The 17,858-nt window shown below is 68.4% G+C and carries 20 protein-coding genes; 12 read left to right on the plus strand and 8 right to left on the minus strand.

Translation table 11 applies throughout. The annotated features are described in order from the left end of the window. Window positions 1-104: 104 nt before the first annotated feature. Genes ACSFA5_RS21050 through ACSFA5_RS21060 form a run of 3 tightly spaced genes read right to left on the minus strand, consistent with a single transcriptional unit; the run spans window position 105 to window position 1,872 of the window. Window positions 105-587, minus strand: a complete 483-nt coding sequence (locus tag ACSFA5_RS21050) for a CreA family protein (protein ID WP_435445986.1) — start codon at window positions 585-587, stop codon at window positions 105-107. A 14-nt stretch (window positions 588-601) separates the two neighbouring features. Further along, window positions 602-1,153: an NUDIX hydrolase gene (locus ACSFA5_RS21055; protein WP_435445987.1), complete on the minus strand. Its 552-nt coding sequence runs from the start codon at window positions 1,151-1,153 to the stop codon at window positions 602-604. Window positions 1,154-1,170: 17 nt separating this feature from the next. Next, window positions 1,171-1,872 carry a fumarylacetoacetate hydrolase family protein gene (locus tag ACSFA5_RS21060; RefSeq protein WP_435445988.1) on the minus strand — a complete coding sequence of 234 codons (702 nt, stop codon included), beginning with the start codon at window positions 1,870-1,872 and terminating at the stop codon, window positions 1,171-1,173. Window positions 1,873-1,983: 111 nt separating this feature from the next. Here ACSFA5_RS21060 and ACSFA5_RS21065 point away from each other — a divergent pair, with 111 nt between their 5' ends. The 3 genes from ACSFA5_RS21065 to pgeF are packed head-to-tail and all read left to right on the plus strand — an operon-like array spanning window position 1,984 to window position 4,361. Then, the gene (locus ACSFA5_RS21065; RefSeq protein WP_435445989.1) at window positions 1,984-2,913 is read left to right on the plus strand and encodes a tetratricopeptide repeat protein; all 930 of its coding nucleotides are present in this window, start codon (window positions 1,984-1,986) and stop codon (window positions 2,911-2,913) included. A gap of 33 nt (window positions 2,914-2,946) precedes the next feature. Further along, complete coding sequence (maiA, locus tag ACSFA5_RS21070) at window positions 2,947-3,585, plus strand: maleylacetoacetate isomerase (RefSeq protein WP_435445990.1); 639 nt, start codon at window positions 2,947-2,949, stop codon at window positions 3,583-3,585. A gap of 5 nt (window positions 3,586-3,590) precedes the next feature. Then, window positions 3,591-4,361 carry a peptidoglycan editing factor PgeF gene (gene pgeF, locus ACSFA5_RS21075; RefSeq protein ID WP_435445991.1) on the plus strand — a complete coding sequence of 257 codons (771 nt, stop codon included), beginning with the start codon at window positions 3,591-3,593 and terminating at the stop codon, window positions 4,359-4,361. Here pgeF and ACSFA5_RS21080 read toward each other — a convergent pair. Further along, window positions 4,293-4,625: a hypothetical protein gene (locus tag ACSFA5_RS21080; protein WP_435446562.1), complete on the minus strand. Its 333-nt coding sequence runs from the start codon at window positions 4,623-4,625 to the stop codon at window positions 4,293-4,295. The two genes, pgeF and ACSFA5_RS21080, sit on opposite strands and share 69 nt — an antisense overlap. Before the next feature lie 135 nt (window positions 4,626-4,760). Between ACSFA5_RS21080 and phaC the strand changes: the two genes are divergently transcribed. Further along, window positions 4,761-6,521: a class I poly(R)-hydroxyalkanoic acid synthase gene (gene phaC / locus ACSFA5_RS21085; RefSeq protein WP_435445992.1), complete on the plus strand. Its 1,761-nt coding sequence runs from the start codon at window positions 4,761-4,763 to the stop codon at window positions 6,519-6,521. Window positions 6,522-6,574: 53 nt separating this feature from the next. After that, a complete protein-coding gene (locus tag ACSFA5_RS21090) occupies window positions 6,575-7,753 on the plus strand; it encodes an acetyl-CoA C-acetyltransferase (protein WP_435445993.1) in 1,179 nt (392 codons plus the stop codon). Between the two features lie 34 nt (window positions 7,754-7,787). On the opposite strand, the gene ACSFA5_RS21095 is transcribed toward ACSFA5_RS21090, so the two are convergent. Continuing rightward, window positions 7,788-8,420, minus strand: coding sequence for a glutathione S-transferase family protein (locus ACSFA5_RS21095; protein WP_435445994.1), 633 nt, complete (start codon window positions 8,418-8,420; stop codon window positions 7,788-7,790). 28 nt (window positions 8,421-8,448) lie between these two features. Between ACSFA5_RS21095 and yghU the strand changes: the two genes are divergently transcribed. Together yghU and ACSFA5_RS21105 are read left to right on the plus strand one after the other, a co-directional pair. Further along, window positions 8,449-9,333 (plus strand): glutathione-dependent disulfide-bond oxidoreductase, encoded by an 885-nt coding sequence (gene yghU / locus ACSFA5_RS21100; protein WP_435445995.1) that lies wholly within the window; start codon window positions 8,449-8,451, stop codon window positions 9,331-9,333. Between the two features lie 22 nt (window positions 9,334-9,355). Further along, window positions 9,356-9,946 carry an NADPH-dependent FMN reductase gene (locus ACSFA5_RS21105; protein WP_435445996.1) on the plus strand — a complete coding sequence of 197 codons (591 nt, stop codon included), beginning with the start codon at window positions 9,356-9,358 and terminating at the stop codon, window positions 9,944-9,946. Between the two features lie 451 nt (window positions 9,947-10,397). Here ACSFA5_RS21105 and ACSFA5_RS21110 read toward each other — a convergent pair whose 3' ends face one another. Continuing rightward, window positions 10,398-11,309, minus strand: coding sequence for a LysR family transcriptional regulator (locus ACSFA5_RS21110; protein WP_435445997.1), 912 nt, complete (start codon window positions 11,307-11,309; stop codon window positions 10,398-10,400). Between the two features lie 90 nt (window positions 11,310-11,399). Between ACSFA5_RS21110 and ACSFA5_RS21115 the strand changes: the two genes are divergently transcribed. The 5 genes from ACSFA5_RS21115 to ACSFA5_RS21135 are packed head-to-tail and all read left to right on the plus strand — an operon-like array spanning window position 11,400 to window position 16,423. Then, window positions 11,400-12,398, plus strand: a complete 999-nt coding sequence (locus ACSFA5_RS21115; RefSeq protein WP_435445998.1) for a tripartite tricarboxylate transporter substrate binding protein — start codon at window positions 11,400-11,402, stop codon at window positions 12,396-12,398. Between the two features lie 12 nt (window positions 12,399-12,410). Further along, a complete protein-coding gene (locus tag ACSFA5_RS21120; protein ID WP_435445999.1) occupies window positions 12,411-13,313 on the plus strand; it encodes an HTD2 family dehydratase in 903 nt (300 codons plus the stop codon). Window positions 13,314-13,331: 18 nt separating this feature from the next. Further along, window positions 13,332-14,513, plus strand: a complete 1,182-nt coding sequence (locus ACSFA5_RS21125; protein WP_435446000.1) for a CaiB/BaiF CoA transferase family protein — start codon at window positions 13,332-13,334, stop codon at window positions 14,511-14,513. Next, window positions 14,510-15,370: an HpcH/HpaI aldolase/citrate lyase family protein gene (locus tag ACSFA5_RS21130; RefSeq protein ID WP_435446001.1), complete on the plus strand. Its 861-nt coding sequence runs from the start codon at window positions 14,510-14,512 to the stop codon at window positions 15,368-15,370. Before ACSFA5_RS21125 ends, ACSFA5_RS21130 begins: the two co-directional genes overlap by 4 nt. Window positions 15,371-15,412: 42 nt before the next feature. After that, complete coding sequence (locus ACSFA5_RS21135) at window positions 15,413-16,423, plus strand: tripartite tricarboxylate transporter substrate-binding protein (protein WP_435446002.1); 1,011 nt, start codon at window positions 15,413-15,415, stop codon at window positions 16,421-16,423. 41 nt (window positions 16,424-16,464) lie between these two features. Here the strand turns inward: ACSFA5_RS21135 and ACSFA5_RS21140 are convergent, their stop codons facing one another. Both ACSFA5_RS21140 and ACSFA5_RS21145 read right to left on the minus strand, forming a co-directional pair. Then, window positions 16,465-16,995 (minus strand): CinA family protein, encoded by a 531-nt coding sequence (locus tag ACSFA5_RS21140; protein WP_435446003.1) that lies wholly within the window; start codon window positions 16,993-16,995, stop codon window positions 16,465-16,467. Further along, window positions 16,992-17,639, minus strand: coding sequence for a DJ-1/PfpI family protein (locus ACSFA5_RS21145; RefSeq protein ID WP_435446004.1), 648 nt, complete (start codon window positions 17,637-17,639; stop codon window positions 16,992-16,994). Before ACSFA5_RS21145 ends, ACSFA5_RS21140 begins: the two co-directional genes overlap by 4 nt. Window positions 17,640-17,858 lie beyond the last annotated feature (219 nt).

The following is a 17,858-nucleotide window of genomic DNA, read 5'->3' on the forward strand; positions in this document are numbered from 1 at the left end:
GTTCCTGCGATCGGGCTCGCGGGCGGCCAGAGAGCGGCCATGCTAGCAAACCGGTGCCCCGGCCCCCGGAACAACCGGGCGCGAAGGGGTGATTGGCGCCGCGGCTACTTCAGCGGAATCGGCGTGCCGCGGTCGATGGCCACCGCGGTGATGCTGTTCTTGGGCGAGCCGTCGATCAGCAGGTCGGAGTAGGTCAGGTACACCAGCGTGTTGCGCTTGGGGTCCACCATGCGCACCACGCGCAGGCGCTTGAACAGAATCGACAGCCGCTCGCTGTACACCTCTTCGCGCTTGGGCAGCGGCTGCGTGACGCTCACCGGGCCGACCTGGCGGCAGGCGATGGAGGCCTCGGCCTTGTCCTCGGCCAGGCCGACCGCGCCCTTGATGCCGCCGGTCTTGGCGCGCGACACGTAGCAGGTCACGCCGGTGACCTTGGGGTCGTCGTAGGCCTCGACCACGATCTTGTGGTCGGGGCCGATGAGCTTGAAGGCGGTGTCCACCTCGCCCACCGTTTCCGCGTGCGCGGAAGCGGCCAGGGCGAAGCCGAGGCCGAGGGCGGCATGGACCAGGTTGAAGCGGTGTGTCATGAAAAGGTGGGGGTTCAAACGATGTCGAACGTGTGCACGCGGTCGAAGCTGCCGCGGCGCCGGTCTTCGAAATAATGCTCGAGCGTCTCGCGCACCGTGCGAAAGGCGATCTCGTCCCAGGGAATTTCTTCCTCGGTGAAGAGCTTCGCCTCGATGGTCTCGTGGCCGGGGTCGAACTTGTCGTCCAGCAGCCGGGCGCGGTAGAACAGGTGCACCTGACCCACGCGCACCACGCTGATGACGGAGAACAGGCCTTCCATCACGTAGTTGGCGCCGGCCTCCTCGTCGGTCTCGCGCGCGGCGCCCTGCGCGGTGCTTTCCTCGAGTTCCATGAAGCCGGCCGGCAGCGTCCACTTGCCCCAGCGCGGCTCGATGTTGCGCTTGCACAGCAACACCTTGTCGCCGAGCACGGGGATGGTGCCGACCACGTTCAGCGGGTTCTCGTAGTGGATGGTGTGGCAGGCCGGGCAGACGGCGCGCTGCTTGGTGTCGCCGTCGTCCGGCACGCGGTAGAGCACCGCGGTGCCGCAGTTCTTGCAATGCTTGATGGGTACGCGCAGAAGCATGACGCCGGCCGCCGCGTTCAGATGATCTTGACGGTCAGCGTCGGCAGGCCCGCGACCTCGCCCACGAGCGTGTCGCCGGCCACCACCGCGGCCACGCCTTCGGGCGTGCCCGTGAAGATCAGGTCGCCGGGTTGCAGCTCCCATGCGGCCGACAGGTGCTCGATGGTTTCGGCCACGTTCCAGATCAGCTTGCCCACGGTGCTGCGCTGGCGATCGGTGCCGTTCACCTGCACCGAGATTTCGGCCTTCTCGGCGTCGCCGGCCTGCGCCACGGGCACGATGGGGCCGATGGGGGCGCTCTGCTCGAAGCTCTTGCCGATGTCCCAGGGGCGGCCCTGTTTCTTCATTTCGTTCTGCAGGTCGCGGCGCGTCATGTCCAGGCCGACCGCGTAGCCGAACACATGCTTGTGCGCATCGGCCGCCGAGATGTTCTTGCCGCCGGTGCCGATGGCCACCACCAGCTCGATCTCGTGGTGCAGGTTCCTGGTGAGCGACGGGTAGGCCATGGTGCCGGTCCGGCCTGCGTCGACCACCACCAGCGCGTCGGCCGGCTTCATGAAGAAGAAGGGCGGCTCGCGACCGGTGAAGCCCATTTCCTTGGCGTGCTCTTCGTAGTTGCGGCCCACGCAGTAGATGCGGTGCACCGGAAAGCGGGCGGGCTGGCCGGCCACGGGAACCGAAACGGTGGCGGGCGGGGCGAAGACAAACTCGGAAGCCATTGCGACGTGTCCTTTTTCAGCGAAACCTAAGGGGGAAGCCGGCAGTGTGCCAGAGGCGAGGGGCTCACAATAGACGTCCCGCCCATCTCCCTGCGCCCGCTCGTTTTCACCATGCCCCTGCGACTCGGCAAAGCCGGCAAAGCCAACGCCCTCAACGAACTCGGTCGCCAGCGCGACGACGACGGCGACCAGGACGGCGCCCTCGAAGCCTATGCCCAGGCCAGCGCCGTGCATCCGTACTGGGCCGCGCCCTGGTACAACGCCGGTCTCATCCACAAGTACCGCGGCTACTGGGCCGCCTCGCTGCACGCCAACGCCCGCGCGGTGCAGTGCGAGCCGCGCAACGAAGGCGCCCTCTGGAACCTGGGCATTGCCGCCACCGCGCTGGGCGACTGGGCGACGGCGCGGCGCGCTTGGCGGCAATACGGCATCGGCATGGCGGACGGCGAAGGGCCGATCGACCATTTCGTCGGCCTCACGCCGATCCGCGTGCACGGCGACGAGGGCACCGAGGTGGTCTGGGCCGACCGCATCGACCCGGCCCGCGCCATCCTGCGCAACGTGCCGACGCCCGCGTGCGGGCACCGCTACGGCGACCTCGTGCTGCACGACGGCGCGGCCAACGGCTACCGGCTGCGCGGCGAGCGCGAGGTGCCGGTGTTCGACGCGCTCGAGCTCATTGCGCCGTCGGATTTTTCGACCTACGAGGTTTCGGTAGAAGGTGCCACCCAGGAAGACATCGCTGCGCTCATCCAGCGTTTCGAAGCCGCCGGCGCCGCTGCCGAGAACTGGACCGACAGCATGCAGGTGCTGTGCCGTGCCTGCTCCGAAGGGCGGCCCTTCGGCGAGGGCCTGCACAACCACGGGGCCGACGAGGCTCCCGGCACGCTCGGGCCGTGGCGCCTGGGCATCGCATCGCGCGAAGAAGCGTCCGCGCGCCGCGTGCTCGAAGAATGGCGCGCCGCCACGGCGCCCAAGGCCGAATTGCACGAGCTGCGCTGCGTGCTGCAGGCGCAATCCGCTGCTGACCCGCGCGCCTGAAGCCGGCCGCAGGAGCGCTATCCTTGGAAAATCATGAAGCTGCATAACTACTTTCGCTCCTCCTCTTCGTTCCGCGTGCGCATTGCCCTCAACCTGAAGGGCCTGGCCTACGACTACGTTCCCGTGCACATCGCGCGCGGCGAACACCGCACCGGTCCTTACTCCGCCATCTCGGCCGACATGCTGGTGCCGCTGCTCGAAGACGAGGGCGAGCGCTTCTCGCAATCGCTGGCCATCATGGAATACCTCGACGAGACCCACCCCGAACCGCCGCTGCTGCCGAGCGACCCGGTCGGCCGCGCCCATGTGCGCGCACTGGCGCAATCGATCGCCTGCGAGATCCACCCGCTGAACAACCTGCGCGTGCTCAAGTACCTCGTCAAAGACCTCAAGCTCGACGACGAGGCCAAGAACGCCTGGTACCGCCACTGGGTGCGCGACGGCATGCTGGCCTTCGAGCGCCAGCTCGCGCTGCATCCGGGCAGCACCTTCTGCTACGGCAACACGCCGACCCTGGCCGACTGCTGCCTGGTGCCGCAGATCTTCAACGGCCGCCGCTTCGACTGCGACTTCAGCGGCCTGCCGCGCAGCATGGCCGCCTTCGAGGCCTGCATGCAGCTCGAAGCCTTCCAGCGCGCGCAGCCTTCGCAGGCGCCCGACGCGGAAGCCTGAGCGCCGTGAACGGGCACTGGAACGCGCGCTGGCTCGTGCCAGACTGGCCCGCACCGGCGAACGTGCGGGCTGTGTGCACCACGCGTGACGGCGGTGTGTCGCTGGGGCGCTACGAGAGCCTGAACCTCGGCGACCACGTGGGCGACGAGCCCGCGCATGTGGCACGCAACCGCAACCGCTTGTGCAGCGACATCGGCGCGCGTCCGGTCTTTCTCCAGCAGGTGCACGGCACAGGCGTCGTGGCGCTCGACGATGCGCAGGACGTGGTGCGCGACGGCACCGCGGCCGATGCCAGCACCGCCACCACCACCGGGCTGGCCTGCACGATCATGGTGGCCGATTGCCTGCCCGTGCTCTTCACCGACGAAGCGGGCCACCGCGTGGCCGCTGCGCACGCCGGCTGGCGGGGGCTCGCGGGCGGTGTGCTCGAGCAGACCGTCAAGGCTTTCGGCGCGGAAGGCGCGGGCAACGTCATGGCGTGGGTCGGCCCGTGCATCGGCCCCGGCGCCTTCGAGGTCGGCCCCGAGGTCAAGGCCGCCTTCGAGGCGCATGCGGCCGAAGCTGCTTCGTGCTTCCGGCCCGCGCCTGCACCCGGCAAATGGCTGGCTGACCTGCCGGCGCTGGCGCGTCAGCGGCTGCGCGCGGCGGGCATTTCATCGGTCCATGGCAACGACGGCACCGACGCCTGGTGCACCGTCGGCAACCCCTCAAGGTTCTTTTCGCACCGGCGCGACGGCGTCAGCGGGCGCTTCGCCGGCCTGGTCTGGAAGGTCTGAGCCTGCGTCTTTCGGGGCGGCGGCCGCGCGCGCATCGGCGGCTGCGCGGCGCGCGGCCTCTTGCGCCTCGGCCTCTCGCTGCTTGATGGCGCGCCGGCGCCCCGGCGTGCCCATCAGGTAAACCACCAGTGCCACCGGGCCCAATCCGTACAAAAGAAATGTGAAGATGGCGCCCAGCACCGTGCCGTTGGTGTTGGTGGCTTCGGCCACGGCCATCATGACGACGACATACAGCCAGCCGATGACGATCAGATGGATAAACACGAGAAGTTTCAGTTGGTAAGTGAAAGGGCGCGACGGCGCGGCGAATGCGTTGTGAATGCGTTGTGAGGGCCCGGTGAATGCAGGATACTCAAAACACGCCAGCCATCCGTATCGATTCAGGTAGGACCAGGAGACATGATGAAGCAAACCACGGGGGCCGACGCGTTCGCGCCCTTTCAGCAGGCACTTTCCGAAGGATGGAACAAGGCGCTGGCGTCCTTCCAGCAGCCTGCCGCGCAGGGGACTTCGGCCTTCGGTCCCGGCGGCACGCCGCTGTGGCAGCTGCCTGAAATGCCCGGCGGCATGAAGATGCCCGAGCTGCCCAAGTTCTCCATCGCGCCCGACAAGCTGCAGGCCCTTCAGCAGCAGTACGTGGCCGAGGCCACCGAACTCTGGCGCCAGGGCTTCAACGCCAAGCCCGACGGCGACAAGCGCTTCGCGGGCGATGCCTGGGGCAGCAACCCGCTGTCGGCCTTTTCGGCTGCCGTGTACCTGCTCAACGGCCGCACCATGCTCGGCATGGCCGAGGCCATCGACGCCGACGAAAAGACCCGCGCGCGCCTGCGCTTCGCCGTCGAGCAATGGATGGCCGCATCGTCGCCGAGCAACTCGCTCGCGTTCAACGCCGATGCGCAGAAGAAGGCCATCGACACGCAGGGCGAGAGCATTGCCAAGGGCATTCGCAACCTGATGCACGACGTGAAGCAGGGCCATGTGAGCATGACCGACGAGAGCGCCTTCGAGGTGGGCCGCAACGTGGCCACCACCGAGGGCGCCGTGGTGTTCGAGAACGACTTCTTCCAGCTGCTCGAATACAAGCCGCTCACGGCCAAGGTGTACGAGCGGCCGTTCCTGCTGGTGCCGCCTTGCATCAACAAGTTCTACATCCTCGACCTGCAGCCCGAGAACTCGCTGATCCGCTATGCGAACGAGCAGGGCCACCGCGTGTTCGTGGTGAGTTGGCGCAACCCCGATGCGTCGATGGAAAAGGCCACCTGGGACGACTACATCGAGAACGCCGCCATCGAGGCGATCCACACGGTGCAGAACATTACCGGCAGCAAGCAGATCAACACGCTGGGCTTCTGCGTGGGCGGCACCATCCTGAGCACCGCGCTGGCCGTGCTGGCCGCGCGCGGCGAGAAGCCGGCCGCGTCGGTCACGTTGCTGACCACCTTCCTGGACTTCAGCGACACCGGCATCCTCGATATCTTCGTGGACGAGCCGATGGTGGCCTACCGCGAAATGCAGCTCGGCAAGGGCGGCCTGCTGCCCGGCGGCGACCTGGCCTCGACCTTCAGCTTTCTGCGGCCCAACGACCTGGTGTGGAACTACGTGGTGGGCAACTACCTGAAGGGCGAAACGCCGCCGCCCTTCGACCTGCTGTACTGGAACAGCGACGCCACCAACCTGCCGGGCCCGTTCTACACCTGGTACCTGCGCAACACGTACCACGAGAACAAGCTGGCCCAGCCCAACGCGCTCACCGTGTGCGGCGAGAAAATCGACCTGGGCGCCATCGACATTCCGGCCTACATCTACGGCTCGCGCGAAGACCACATCGTGCCGATCGGCGGGGCGTATGCGTCGACTCAGCTGCTGCCGGGCAAGAAGCGCTTCGTGATGGGCGCCTCGGGCCACATTGCCGGCGTGATCAACCCGCCCGCCAAGAACAAGCGCAGCCACTGGGTGCGCAACGACGGCAAGTTCCCGACAACGCAGCCCGAGTGGCTCGCCGGCGCGCAGGAGCATCCCGGCAGCTGGTGGACCGACTGGGCACAATGGCTCAAGGGCCACGCGGGCAAGCAGATTGCAGCGCCCAAGGGCTATGGCAACGCGAAGGCCTACAAGGCCATCGAGCCGGCACCGGGCCGCTACGTCAAGGCCAGGGCCTGAGCGCGCGACAGCTCGCACACCTCGAATTTCAGATCACTTCAACGGAGAACCTCATGGAAGACATCGTCATCGTTTCGGCTGCGCGCACGGCGGTCGGCAAATTCGGCGGCTCGCTCGCCGGCATCGCGGCCACCGAGCTGGGCGCCATCGTCATCAAGGAAGTGATTGCACGCGCGAACCTCAGCGCCGACCAGATCGGCGAGGCCATCATGGGCCAGGTGCTCGCGGCCGGCGCCGGCCAGAACCCCGCGCGCCAGGCATGGCTGAAGGGCGGCGGCGCCAAGGAAACGCCGGCGCTCACCATCAACGCGGTGTGCGGCTCGGGCCTGAAGGCCGTGATGCTGGCGGCCCAGGCCGTGGCCACGGGCGACAGCGAGATCGTCATTGCCGGCGGCCAGGAGAACATGAGCATGGCGCCCCACGTGCTGCCCAACTCGCGCAACGGCCAGCGCATGGGCGACTGGAAGCTGGTCGACACCATGATCGTGGACGGCCTGTGGGACGTCTACAACCAGTACCACATGGGCATCACGGCCGAGAACGTGGCCAAGAAGTTCAACATCGACCGCGCGTCGCAGGACGAACTGGCGCTGGGCTCGCAGACCAAGGCCGCCGCCGCGCAGGACGCCGGCAAGTTCAGGGACGAGATCGTCGGCGTGAGCATTCCGCAGAAGAAGGGCGACGCCATCGTCTTCGACCAGGACGAGTTCATCAACCGCAAGAGCAGCGCCGAAGTGCTGGCCGGCCTGCGCCCCGCCTTCGACAAGGCCGGCGGCGTGACCGCGGGCAACGCCTCGGGCCTGAACGACGGTGCCGCCGCCGTGATGGTCATGACGGCCAAGAAAGCCGCCGCGCTCGGCCTGAAGCCGCTGGGCCGCATCGCCAGCTACGCCACCGCCGGCCTGGACCCCGCCATCATGGGCATGGGCCCGGTGCCCGCGTCGACCAAGGCGCTGCAACGCGCCGGCTGGAAGGCTGCCGACCTCGACCTGCTCGAAATCAACGAAGCCTTCGCCGCACAGGCTTGCGCCGTGAACCGCGAAATGGGCTGGGACGTGAACAAGGTGAACGTGAACGGCGGCGCCATCGCCATCGGCCACCCCATCGGCGCGTCGGGCTGCCGCATCCTGGTGACGCTGCTGCATGAAATGCAACGCCAGAACGCCAAGAAGGGCATCGCCTCGCTGTGCATCGGCGGCGGCATGGGCGTGGCGCTGACGATCGAACGCTGATCGCCCCGGCGCCAGGCACCCCGTCGGTTGCCGTTCAGCGCGACATAGACGCTCGCTGCGCCATCGCAGCGCGCCAGCGCATCAGCTCGGGGTGCTGCTCCCCGGGCTTGACGCGCACCACGCGGGCAAAGTCCACCGCCACCACGGCGGTGATGTCGGCCAGGCTGAAGCGGTCGGTGGCGAGAAACTCGCGGCCGGCCAGCCGCTCATTCAGCGTGGCGAAGAACTGCTGCACCCGCACCAGCCCGCGCTGCGCCAGCTCGGGAATCTGCGCGTAGTTCACCGGTCCGGGCAGCGCCCGGTCGGCCATGGCCGGCGAGCCGTTGCGCAGGGTCTCGGCAATGGCCATCAGGCCTTCGAATTCCACACGCCAGGTCCAGCTGGCGATCTCGGCTTTTTCCTGCGGCGTGACGCCCATCAGCGGCGGCTGCGGATACTGCGCCTCCACATAGGCCGCGATGGCCGCGTTGTCCGTCAGCAGCGTGCCTTCTTCGGTGCGCAGCGCAGGCACCGTGCATTGCGGGTTGATCGCGCGGTAGGCGTCACCCAGTTGCTCACCATGGGCCAGGTCGACCTGCACGGTGTCGTGCGCAATGCCCTTCTCGGCAAGCAGGATGCGCGCGCGCCGCGGACTCGGTGCGGTGGCGCAGTCGTAGAGAATGATCATCGTCTGTAGCACTCCTGGAACGCATTGCATGAATGACACGACCACCACGGCCGTCTACACGCCCCCCACTGTTTGGTCCTGGAACAAGGAAAGCGGCGGGCGCTTCGCGAACATCAATCGACCGATCGCCGGCGCCACGCAGGACAAGGACTTGCCGGTGGGGCGGCATCCGCTGCAACTCTATTCGCTGGCGACGCCCAACGGTGTGAAAGTCACGGTGATGCTGGAAGAACTGCTGGCACTGGGCCACACCGGCGCCGAGTACGACGCCTGGCTGATCCGCATCAACGAGGGCGACCAGTTCGGCAGCGGCTTCGTGGCGGTGAACCCCAACTCCAAGATTCCCGCGCTGCTCGACCGCAGCGAGCCCGCGCCGGTGCGGGTGTTCGAGTCGGGCGCCATCCTGCAGTACCTGGCGGAGAAGTTCGGCGCCTTCCTGCCGAGCGGGCGTGCGGCCCGCGCCGAATGCCTGTCGTGGCTGTTCTGGCAGATGGGCAGCGCGCCGTACCTGGGCGGCGGCTTCGGTCACTTCTACGCCTACGCACCCACGAAGATCGAGTACGCGATCGACCGCTTCGCCATGGAGGTGAAGCGCCAGCTCGACGTGCTCGACCGCCGGCTGGCCGAGAGCCGCTACCTGGCGGGCAACGACTACACCATCGCCGACATGGCGGTGTGGCCCTGGTACGGCACGCTGGTGAAGGGGCAGCTTTACGAGGCGGGCGAGTTCCTGCAGGTGAGCGAGTACAAGAATGTGCTGCGCTGGACCGACGAGATCGCGCAGCGCCCGGCGGTGCAACGCGGACGCATGGTCAACCGCGCCTGGGGGCAGCCCGACAGCCAGCTGCACGAGCGCCACGACGCGGCCGACTTCGACACGCAGACGCAGGACAAGCTCGCCAAGCCGGCCTGACCCCGGCAAAAAAGGGAACTCCATGAGCGACAAGATCCTGGTCTTCTACGGCTCGTACCGGTCCGACCGCATGGGCGTTCGCCTGGCCGACTACATCGTGGCCGCGCTGAACGCACGCGGTGCGCAGGCCGAACTGATCGACGCCAAGGCGGTCGACCTGCCCATGCTCGACCGCATGTACAAGGAATACCCGAAGGGCACCGCGCCCGCGGCCATGGAAGCGCTGGCCGGCAAGATTCGCGCGGCCGATGCCTTCGTCTTCGTGACCGGCGAATACAACTGGGGCCCGCAGCCGGGCCTGAAGAATCTCACCGACCACTTTCTCGAAGAGTGGTTCTGGCGGCCAGCGGCCGTGGCCAGCTACTCGGCAGGGCGTTTCTCGGGCGTGCGCTCGGGCACGGTGTGGCACTCGATCCTGTCGGAGATGGGCATGGTCGTGGTGTCCAGCACGCTCGCCGTCGGGCCGATTTCGCAGACGCTGGACGCCGACGGCAAGCCGACCGGGAGTGCGGGCGAATCGCTGGACCGCTCGTTCGGCCGCTTCGCGGACGACCTGGCGTGGTGGACCGACGCGGCACGGGCCCAGCGGGCACGCAAGGCGCCGCCGTATTGATTCGGTGAACAGCGATTCCACTTGTTCACCGCTCAAATTTTGAGCAGATTGATTAATTTCCTTGTAAATCAACCACTTGCGATGGGTTTACAAGGAAGCACATGCGTTATCCCCAAAGTTGTGCACCGAAAATGGGGATGACACTGCTTTTCTCGCAGCGCGCGGGCAAGTGGCTGGTTTATGCGGACTTTTGTGTTCGCTGAGCCTTCGCTGAAGCCGGTTTTGGGACGTTTCGGCTGAAATATCGGCGTGAAGGCGGTCTTACTTGTTCACTGCCCAAATTTTAAGCAGATTAAGGAATGTCCTTGTAAAACAACAACTTGGGTCGGTTTTACAAAGCTCCTCGTGACTTACCCCCAAAGTTGTCCACGGAAAATGGGGATGGAACAGACTTGTTTACAAATCGACCGCAAGTCGCTGTTTTTAGCCCCTTTCAGGCCGCGCGCGCGGTTCAGGCCGGACCGGCCGGCTCACCCGCATAGTGCCGGCACAAGGTGTCGACCAGCGCCTGTGCATAGATCGGCAACGCCGCCCGGTCGCGCACCAGCAGATACCGCTCGCGCACGCACCACGCGTCGCTGAGCTCGACCAGCGCGAGCTGCATGCTCTCCTGGTTGCGGCGCGCCGCCGATTCCGGCACCACGCCGATGCCCACGCCGCTGCCTATCATCCGGCACATGGCGTCGAAGCTGCCGAGCTGGATGCGCAGCTTCTGCCGCTTGCCCAGGTTGTCGGTGATCTGCGCCAAAAAGGCCTGCAGCGTGCTGCCCTGCTGCATGCCGATGGCGTCTTCGTCGAGCGTCTCGGCGAACGAGATCTTGCGGCGCCTGGCGAAGCGGTGCTTGCGCGCGGTGACCAGCACCAGCCGGTCGGTGCTGAAGTGGATGGCCTCCAGCCCCAGCGTGTCGACCCGGCCCGCGACGATGCCGATGTCGGCGCGCCCGTCGAGCACGCCGCGCGGAATCTGAGCATTCGGTTTTTCCTGAAGGTCAACGTTGATGCGCGGGTTGCGCGCCAGGAAGCCGGGCAGTATTTCGGGCAGGAAGTCGGTCACGGCCGTGGTGTTGGCGAACACCCGCAGGTGGCCGCGCAGCCCGCCGCCGTACTCGAGCAGGTCGGCGCGCAGTTGCTCGGTCTGGTGCAGCACCAGCCGCGCGTGATGAAGAAAGGCTTCGCCCGGCGGCAGCAGCCGCACGCCGCGCGCCTCGCGCTGCAGCAGCTGCAGGCCGGCCTGCGTTTCCAGCGACTTGATGCGCGCGCTCGCCGCGGCCAGCGACAGGTGCTGGCGCTCGGCGGCGCGCGTGAGGTTGCCGAGCTCGGCGGCGGCCACGAAGAGGCGAAGGTCGGTCAGGTCGAACAGCATGGGCGATGGTAGCCAAGCCTTCGGAATAACAGAAGGCTGGGTTCCGAAATCGCAGATTGCGCGCAAGGGGAGGGCGAACGACCATGCAGCATGGAGACCACAAAAACCCCGCGCCTTCGCGCACTCGCACTGCTGGTGTTCGCCGCTGCAGCAACCCTTGTCCACACGGTCCCGGCCGTCGCCCAGCCGTACCCTTCGCGCCCCGTCACGCTGGTGGTGCCGCAGGCGGCCGGCGGCACCAACGACATCGTCGGGCGCCTCGTGGGCCAGAAGCTCGGCGAGGTGATGCACAACGCCAGCGTGGTGGTCGACAACCGGCCCGGCGCGGGCGGCAACATCGGCACGCAGCTGGTCGCCAAGGGAGCGAAGGACGGCTACACGCTGCTCATGACCATCAGCAGCAGCCAGGCCATCAACCCGGCGCTGTACAAGAACCCGGGCTTCGACCCGGTGAAAGACTTCAAGCCCGTGGGCCTCGTCGGCGCGGTGCCCAACGTGCTGCTGGTCAACCCGTCGTTCCCGGCGAAGAACTTCGCCGAGTTCCTGAAGCTCGCGCGGCAGAAGGGCGCCAACTACCAGTACGCGTCGGCCGGCAACGGCACGCTCAACCACCTGCTGGGCGAAATGCTCAACAGCATGGCGGGCATTTCGCTGCAGCACGTGCCGTACAAGGGCGTGGCGCCCGCGCTCAACGACGTGCTGGGCGGGCAACTGCCCATCGTGTTCGCCAGCCTGCCTTCGGCGCTGGCGCACATCAAGGCCGGCAAGCTGCGCGCGCTGGCCGTGAGCGGCGACAAGCGCTCGGCCGTGCTGCCCGACGTGCCCACCATCGCCGAGGCCGTGCCCGGCTACAACGGCACGCTGTGGATCGGCCTGTTCGCGCCCGCCGGCGTGCCGCCCGACGTGCTGGCCACCTTGCAGGAGGCCACGCGCAAGGCGCTGGCCTCGAAGGACCTGCGCGACAAGCTCGACCAGCAGGGCGTGGAGATTGCGCCGCCGACCACCCCCGACCATTTCGCGGCGCTGCTGCAGGACGACCTTGCCAAGTGGGCGCGGATCGTCAAGGCCTCCGGCGCCGCGGTCGACTGAATGAAGAACCCGATGAACGACACACCCCTGATCGACGCCGAAGCGCTGGCGAAGCTGCAGGCCTGGCAGGGCCGCAGCGAAACGCTGGCCGACGACATCACCGCCGCGCCCGTGCGCGCGCTGTCCGCCACGCTGGACCGCGACGACCCGCCGCCGGTCGCCGGCACGCACCTGCCCGCGCTGTGGCACTGGCTGTACTTCTTGCCGCACCACCGCCAGTCCGAGCTCGGCGAAGACGGCCATGCGAAGCGCGGCGGCTTCCTGCCGCCCGTGCCGCTGCCGCGCCGCATGTGGGCCGGCGGGCGGCTCGCGTGGGAGCCGGGCAACCCGCTGCAGGTGGGTGACAAGGTGGAGCGCACCTCGACCATCGCCTCGGTCACGCACAAGGCCGGCCGCACCGGCGAGCTGGTGTTCGTGCTGGTGCGCCACGAGGTGCGCAACGAACGCGGCCTGGCGCTGACCGAGGAACACGACATCGTCTACCGCGCCGCCGCGCAGCCCGGCGAAGCAGGCCCGCCGCCCGTGCCCGCGCCGAAGGACGCCGCCTTCAGCCGCGATATCGCGCCCGACGACGTGCTGCTGTTCCGCTACTCGGCGCTCACCTTCAACGGCCACCGCATCCACTACGACCGGCGCTACGTGACGCAGGTCGAGGGCTATCCGGGCCTGATCGTGCACGGTCCGCTGATCGCCACCTTGCTGGTCGACCTGCTGCGCCGCCAGGTGCCCGGCGCGCAGCTGGCGCGCTTCGAGTTCCGCGCGGTGCGCCCGACCTTCGACACCGCGCCGTTCCGCGTGCACGGCAAGCCGGCCGTGGCGAGCAGCGACGGCAAGACCTTCGCGAAAACCTTCGAGTTATGGAGCGAAGACGCCGACGGCTGGCTCACGATGCAGGCCACGGCCGTGCTCGCCTGATTCTGGAGACCCACGGACATGACAAGACCCCTGGACGGCATCACCGTCATCTCGCTCGAACACGCCATTGCCGCGCCGTTCTGCACCCGCCAGCTGGCCGACCTGGGCGCGCGCGTGGTCAAGGTGGAGCGCCCCGGGGTGGGCGATTTCGCGCGCGCCTACGACGCCCGCGTGGGCGGCGAGGCCTCGCACTTCGTGTGGGTGAACCGCTCGAAGGAAAGCCTCACGCTCGACCTGAAGCAACCCGCCGCGCTGGCGGTGCTGCAGGAGCTTCTGGCCGATGCCGACGTGCTGGTGCAGAACCTCGCGCCCGGCGCCGCGGCGCGCATGGGGCTCGGTGCCGAGGCACTGCAGGCGAAGCACCCGCGGCTCATCGTTTGCGACATCTCGGGTTATGGCGAGGACGGTCCGTACCGCGACAAGAAGGCCTACGACCTGCTGATCCAGAGCGAGGCGGGCTTCCTGTCGGTCACGGGCACGCCGGACGATCCGTGCAAGTCGGGCAACTCCATCGCCGACATCGCGGCCGGCATGTACGCGTACACCGGCATCCTGGCCGCGCTGCTGCAGCGCGGCAAGACCGGCAAGGGCTCGCACATCGACGTGTCGATGCTCGAGTCGCTGGCCGAATGGATGGGCTACCCGATGTACTACGCCTACGACGGCGCGCCGCCGCCGCCGCGCAGCGCCGCCTCGCACGCCACCATCTACCCCTACGGCCCGTTCCCCGCAGGCGACGGCGGCACGGTGATGCTGGGCCTGCAGAACGAGCGCGAGTGGCGCGCCTTCTGCGACAAGGTGCTGCTGCAGGCGGGGCTTGCGAGCGACGCGCGCTTCGACAGCAACGCGCGGCGCAACGAGAACCGCGAGGCCCTGCGCGCGATCGTCGTGGAGACCTTCGGCGCGCTGAACACCGCGCAGGTGCTGGAGCGGCTGGACGCGGCGCAGATCGCCAACGCGCGCATGAACGACATGGCCGGGCTGTGGGCGCACCCGCAACTGAAGGCGCGCGACCGCTGGCGGCAGGTGGGCTCGCCCGCCGGGGACATTCCGGCCTTGCTGCCGGCCGGCCGCCAGAGCGCGTTCGAGTACCGCATGGACCCGGTGCCGGCGGTCGGCGAGCACACCGACGCCATCCTGCGCGGCCTGGGCCGCAGCGAGGCGGACATCGCGGCGCTGCGCGAGGCGAAGGCCGTATGAGCCGGGCATCGCTGACACTGGCCCGCACCTTCCTGTTCGTGCCGGCCGACCGCCCCGAGCGGCATGCGCGCGCGCTGGCCACGGGCGCTGGCGGTGTGATCGTCGACCTGGAAGACGCGGTCGCGCCCGAGCGCAAGGCGGCGGCGCGCGACGGGCTTTCGGCTTCGTTCGCCGCGCTGCCGCCGCAGCAGCGTGCGCGCCTTCTTGTGCGCATCAATGCTGCCGGCACGCCGTGGCACGCCGACGACTGCGTGCAGGCAGCCGCGCTGGTGGCGCAGGGCCTGATCGCGGGCGTCGTGCTGCCCAAGGCAGAGCGTGCGGCCGACCTGTCGCGCATCGCCGAAGCCATCGGTCCGAAGGGCGTGCTCGTGCCCTTGATCGAATCGGCGGCAGGGCTGGATGCGGCCGATGAACTCGCCGCCGGCCCGCAGGTGCTGCGCCTGGCCTTCGGCAACCTCGACTTCCGGGCCGACCTGGGCCTGGCCTGCGACGCGGACGAAGCCGAGCTGGTGCCGGTGCGCCTCGCGCTGCTGCTGGCCGCGCGCCGCGCCGGGCTGCCCGCGCCCATCGACGGGGTGACGGCCGACTGGCGGGACCCGCATCGGCTGGCCATCGACACCGCGCGCGCCCGGCGCGGCGGCTTCGGCGCCAAGCTGTGCATCCACCCCGACCAGGTCGGGCCCGTGCACGCCGCGCTCGGCCCGAGCGCCGCCGAACTGGCCTGGGCGCGCCGCGTGATCGACGCCACGCGCGCATCCGGCGGCGGCGTGGTCAGCCTCGAAGGCCGCATGGTCGACGCGCCGGTGGTGCGGCTGGCCGAGCGCCTGCTGGCACTCGACGCCCAAGGGGTGCCCTGAGCGGACCCCTGACGAACACCCATAACCCCAGGAGACAAAAAAGTGAAAGCAAAGACAAGCTGGAAATCCAAGACCCTGATCGCCGCCTCGGTGGGCGCCTGCCTGCTGGCCGCGCAAGCGCAATTGCCCGCGGCGGCGCAGGCCGCCTGGCCCGACAAGCCCATCGTCATGGTCGTGCCGTACTCCGCCGGCGGACCGACCGACGTGGTGGCGCGCATGCTGGCCATTCCCATGGGCAAGTCGCTGGGGCAGACGGTGATCGTGGAGAACACGGTGGGCGCGGGCGGCACCATCGCGCCGGCGCGCGTGGCCCGCGCGGCGCCCAACGGCTACACCATCCTGATCCACCACATGGGCATGGCCACCGCGCCCGCGCTCTACAAGAAGCTCAACTACGACCCGCTGAAAGACTTCGAGTACATCGGCCAGGTGCTCGACGTGCCGATGACGCTGCTCTCGCGCAAGGACTTTCCCGCCAGCACCTACCCCGAGTTGCTGGCCTACGTGAAGGCCAACAAGGACAAGGTCACGCTGGCCAACGCGGGCGTGGGCGCGGTGTCGCAGCTGTGCGGGCTGCTGTTCATGAACCAGATCGGCGTGCAGCTGACGACCGTGCCGTACAAGGGCGCGGGTCCGGCGCTGAACGACCTGATGGGCGGGCAGGTCGACCTGCTGTGCGACCAGACCACGCAGACCGCGCCGGTCATCAAGGACGGCAACCGCGTGAAGGTGTTCGGCGTGACCACGCCCAAGCGGCTGTCGAGCATGCCCAACATTCCGACGCTCGACGAGCAGGGCTTGAAGGGTTTCGACGTGCGGGTGTGGCACGGCGTGTATGCCCCCAAGGGCACGCCGCCGGCCGTGGTCGAGAAACTGAACGTGGCCCTGCGCGCCGCGCTGCAGGACGACATGGTCAAGCACCGCCTGGCCGAACTCAGCTCGGAGATCGTGCCGCTGGACAAGCAGACCCCGGAAAGCCTGCGCACGCACCTCGCGGCGGAGGTGGAGAAGTGGGGCAAGGTGATCCGCGCGGCGGGCGTGCAGGCGGATTGACCCTCCGGGCGGTGCAGCCGGGTTCCTGAGGTTCCTGCGGTTCAGGCGGGTGGGGCCTCGGGCTGCGCCCGCAGCGTCTCGTCGAACAGCGACAGCAGCTGCCGCGCGAACACCTCCATGTTCCTGGGCCGGTCGGTGTCGCCGTTCTCGACGGTCTTGCTCACCGCGGCCGCGCCCACGACGGCCAGGCACACATGCCCCGGCGCGTCGCCGTACGGGCTGCCCGCCGGCCCGGCCGCACCGCTTTCGGCGATGCCCCAGGTCGTGTGGTGGGTGTCGCGCATCCTCCCTGCCACGAAAAGCGCGTAGGGCTCGGTTTCGCCGCGCATGCCGGTCATGTCTTCCGCCGTCAGGCCCAGCAGGGCCCGGCCGGCGCGGCGCGAGTAGACGACCGCGCCGCCGCGAAAGTAGGCCGAGGCGCCCGGAACCGCGAGCAGGGCGGCCGACACCAGGCCGCCCGCCGAAGATTCGACGACCGCCACCGTCTGCCCGCGTGCGCGCAGGGTTTCGCCGATGCGCGCGGCCAGCACGGCGAGCGGTTCGAGAGCCGGTACGGCGCTCATCGTGCTCATGGCGTCTTGAACGGCGTGCCCGGCCGCTTCACGTAGGCCGGCGCGCGCGCATGGCTGGCCGTGCTGCCGTACACAGTGTCCGCCGGGTAGTACTCGGACTGCAGCTGCACCTTGGCGGCCGCTTCCTCGCCCGCGGTGTGGGCGATGAAGGCCAGCATCAGGTCGGTACCGGCCGATACCCCCGCCGATGTCCAGACATCGCCGTCCTGCACGAAGCGCTGTTCGACCACCTTCACGTCGCCCAGCGCGCGCAGGCGGTCGAGCGACCCCCAATGGGTGGTGGCGGTCCTGCCCGAGAGCAGGCCGGCGGCGTGCAGCACGAAGGCGCCGGTGCACACCGACAGCAGGGCCTTGCAGCCGGGCGCCCGGTCGGCCAGGAAGCCGGTCATGGCGGGGTTGTCGACCTCGCGGCGGGTGCCCATGCCGCCGGGCACCAGCAGGTAGTCGAGCGGCGGGCAGTCGGCAAAGGACACGTGCGGGTTGATGGACAGCCCTTTGGCGCAGACCACCGGCTCGCGCTTCTCGGCCACGATCAGGCATTGGGCCGGGCCGCCGGCCAGCTTGCTCCACATGGTGAGCATTTCCCAGGGGCCGACGAAGTCGAGTTCCTCGACCTCGGGGAAGACGATGATGCCGAAATTCATACTTTAGAACTCCTGAATGTGCTGGGTGTGTGGGGCCCCGCGCAAGAGCGTGCGCAGCGCGTGCGGGCATGCCGGAGATGCGAGGATAGGGCCTGCACACGAACGCCGCTTCGTGACAGCTGGTTGCAAGCTTGGCTCAGTGTTTTCCTCAGAGGGACGTGGCTTGAAACTCGCTAGAGTGAAGGCGGCCGTTCAGGCTTTTGCTACGTACACATCAAG

This window comes from Variovorax monticola (genome assembly GCF_051216855.1).
In the GTDB taxonomy this organism is placed as follows: domain Bacteria; phylum Pseudomonadota; class Gammaproteobacteria; order Burkholderiales; family Burkholderiaceae_C; genus Variovorax.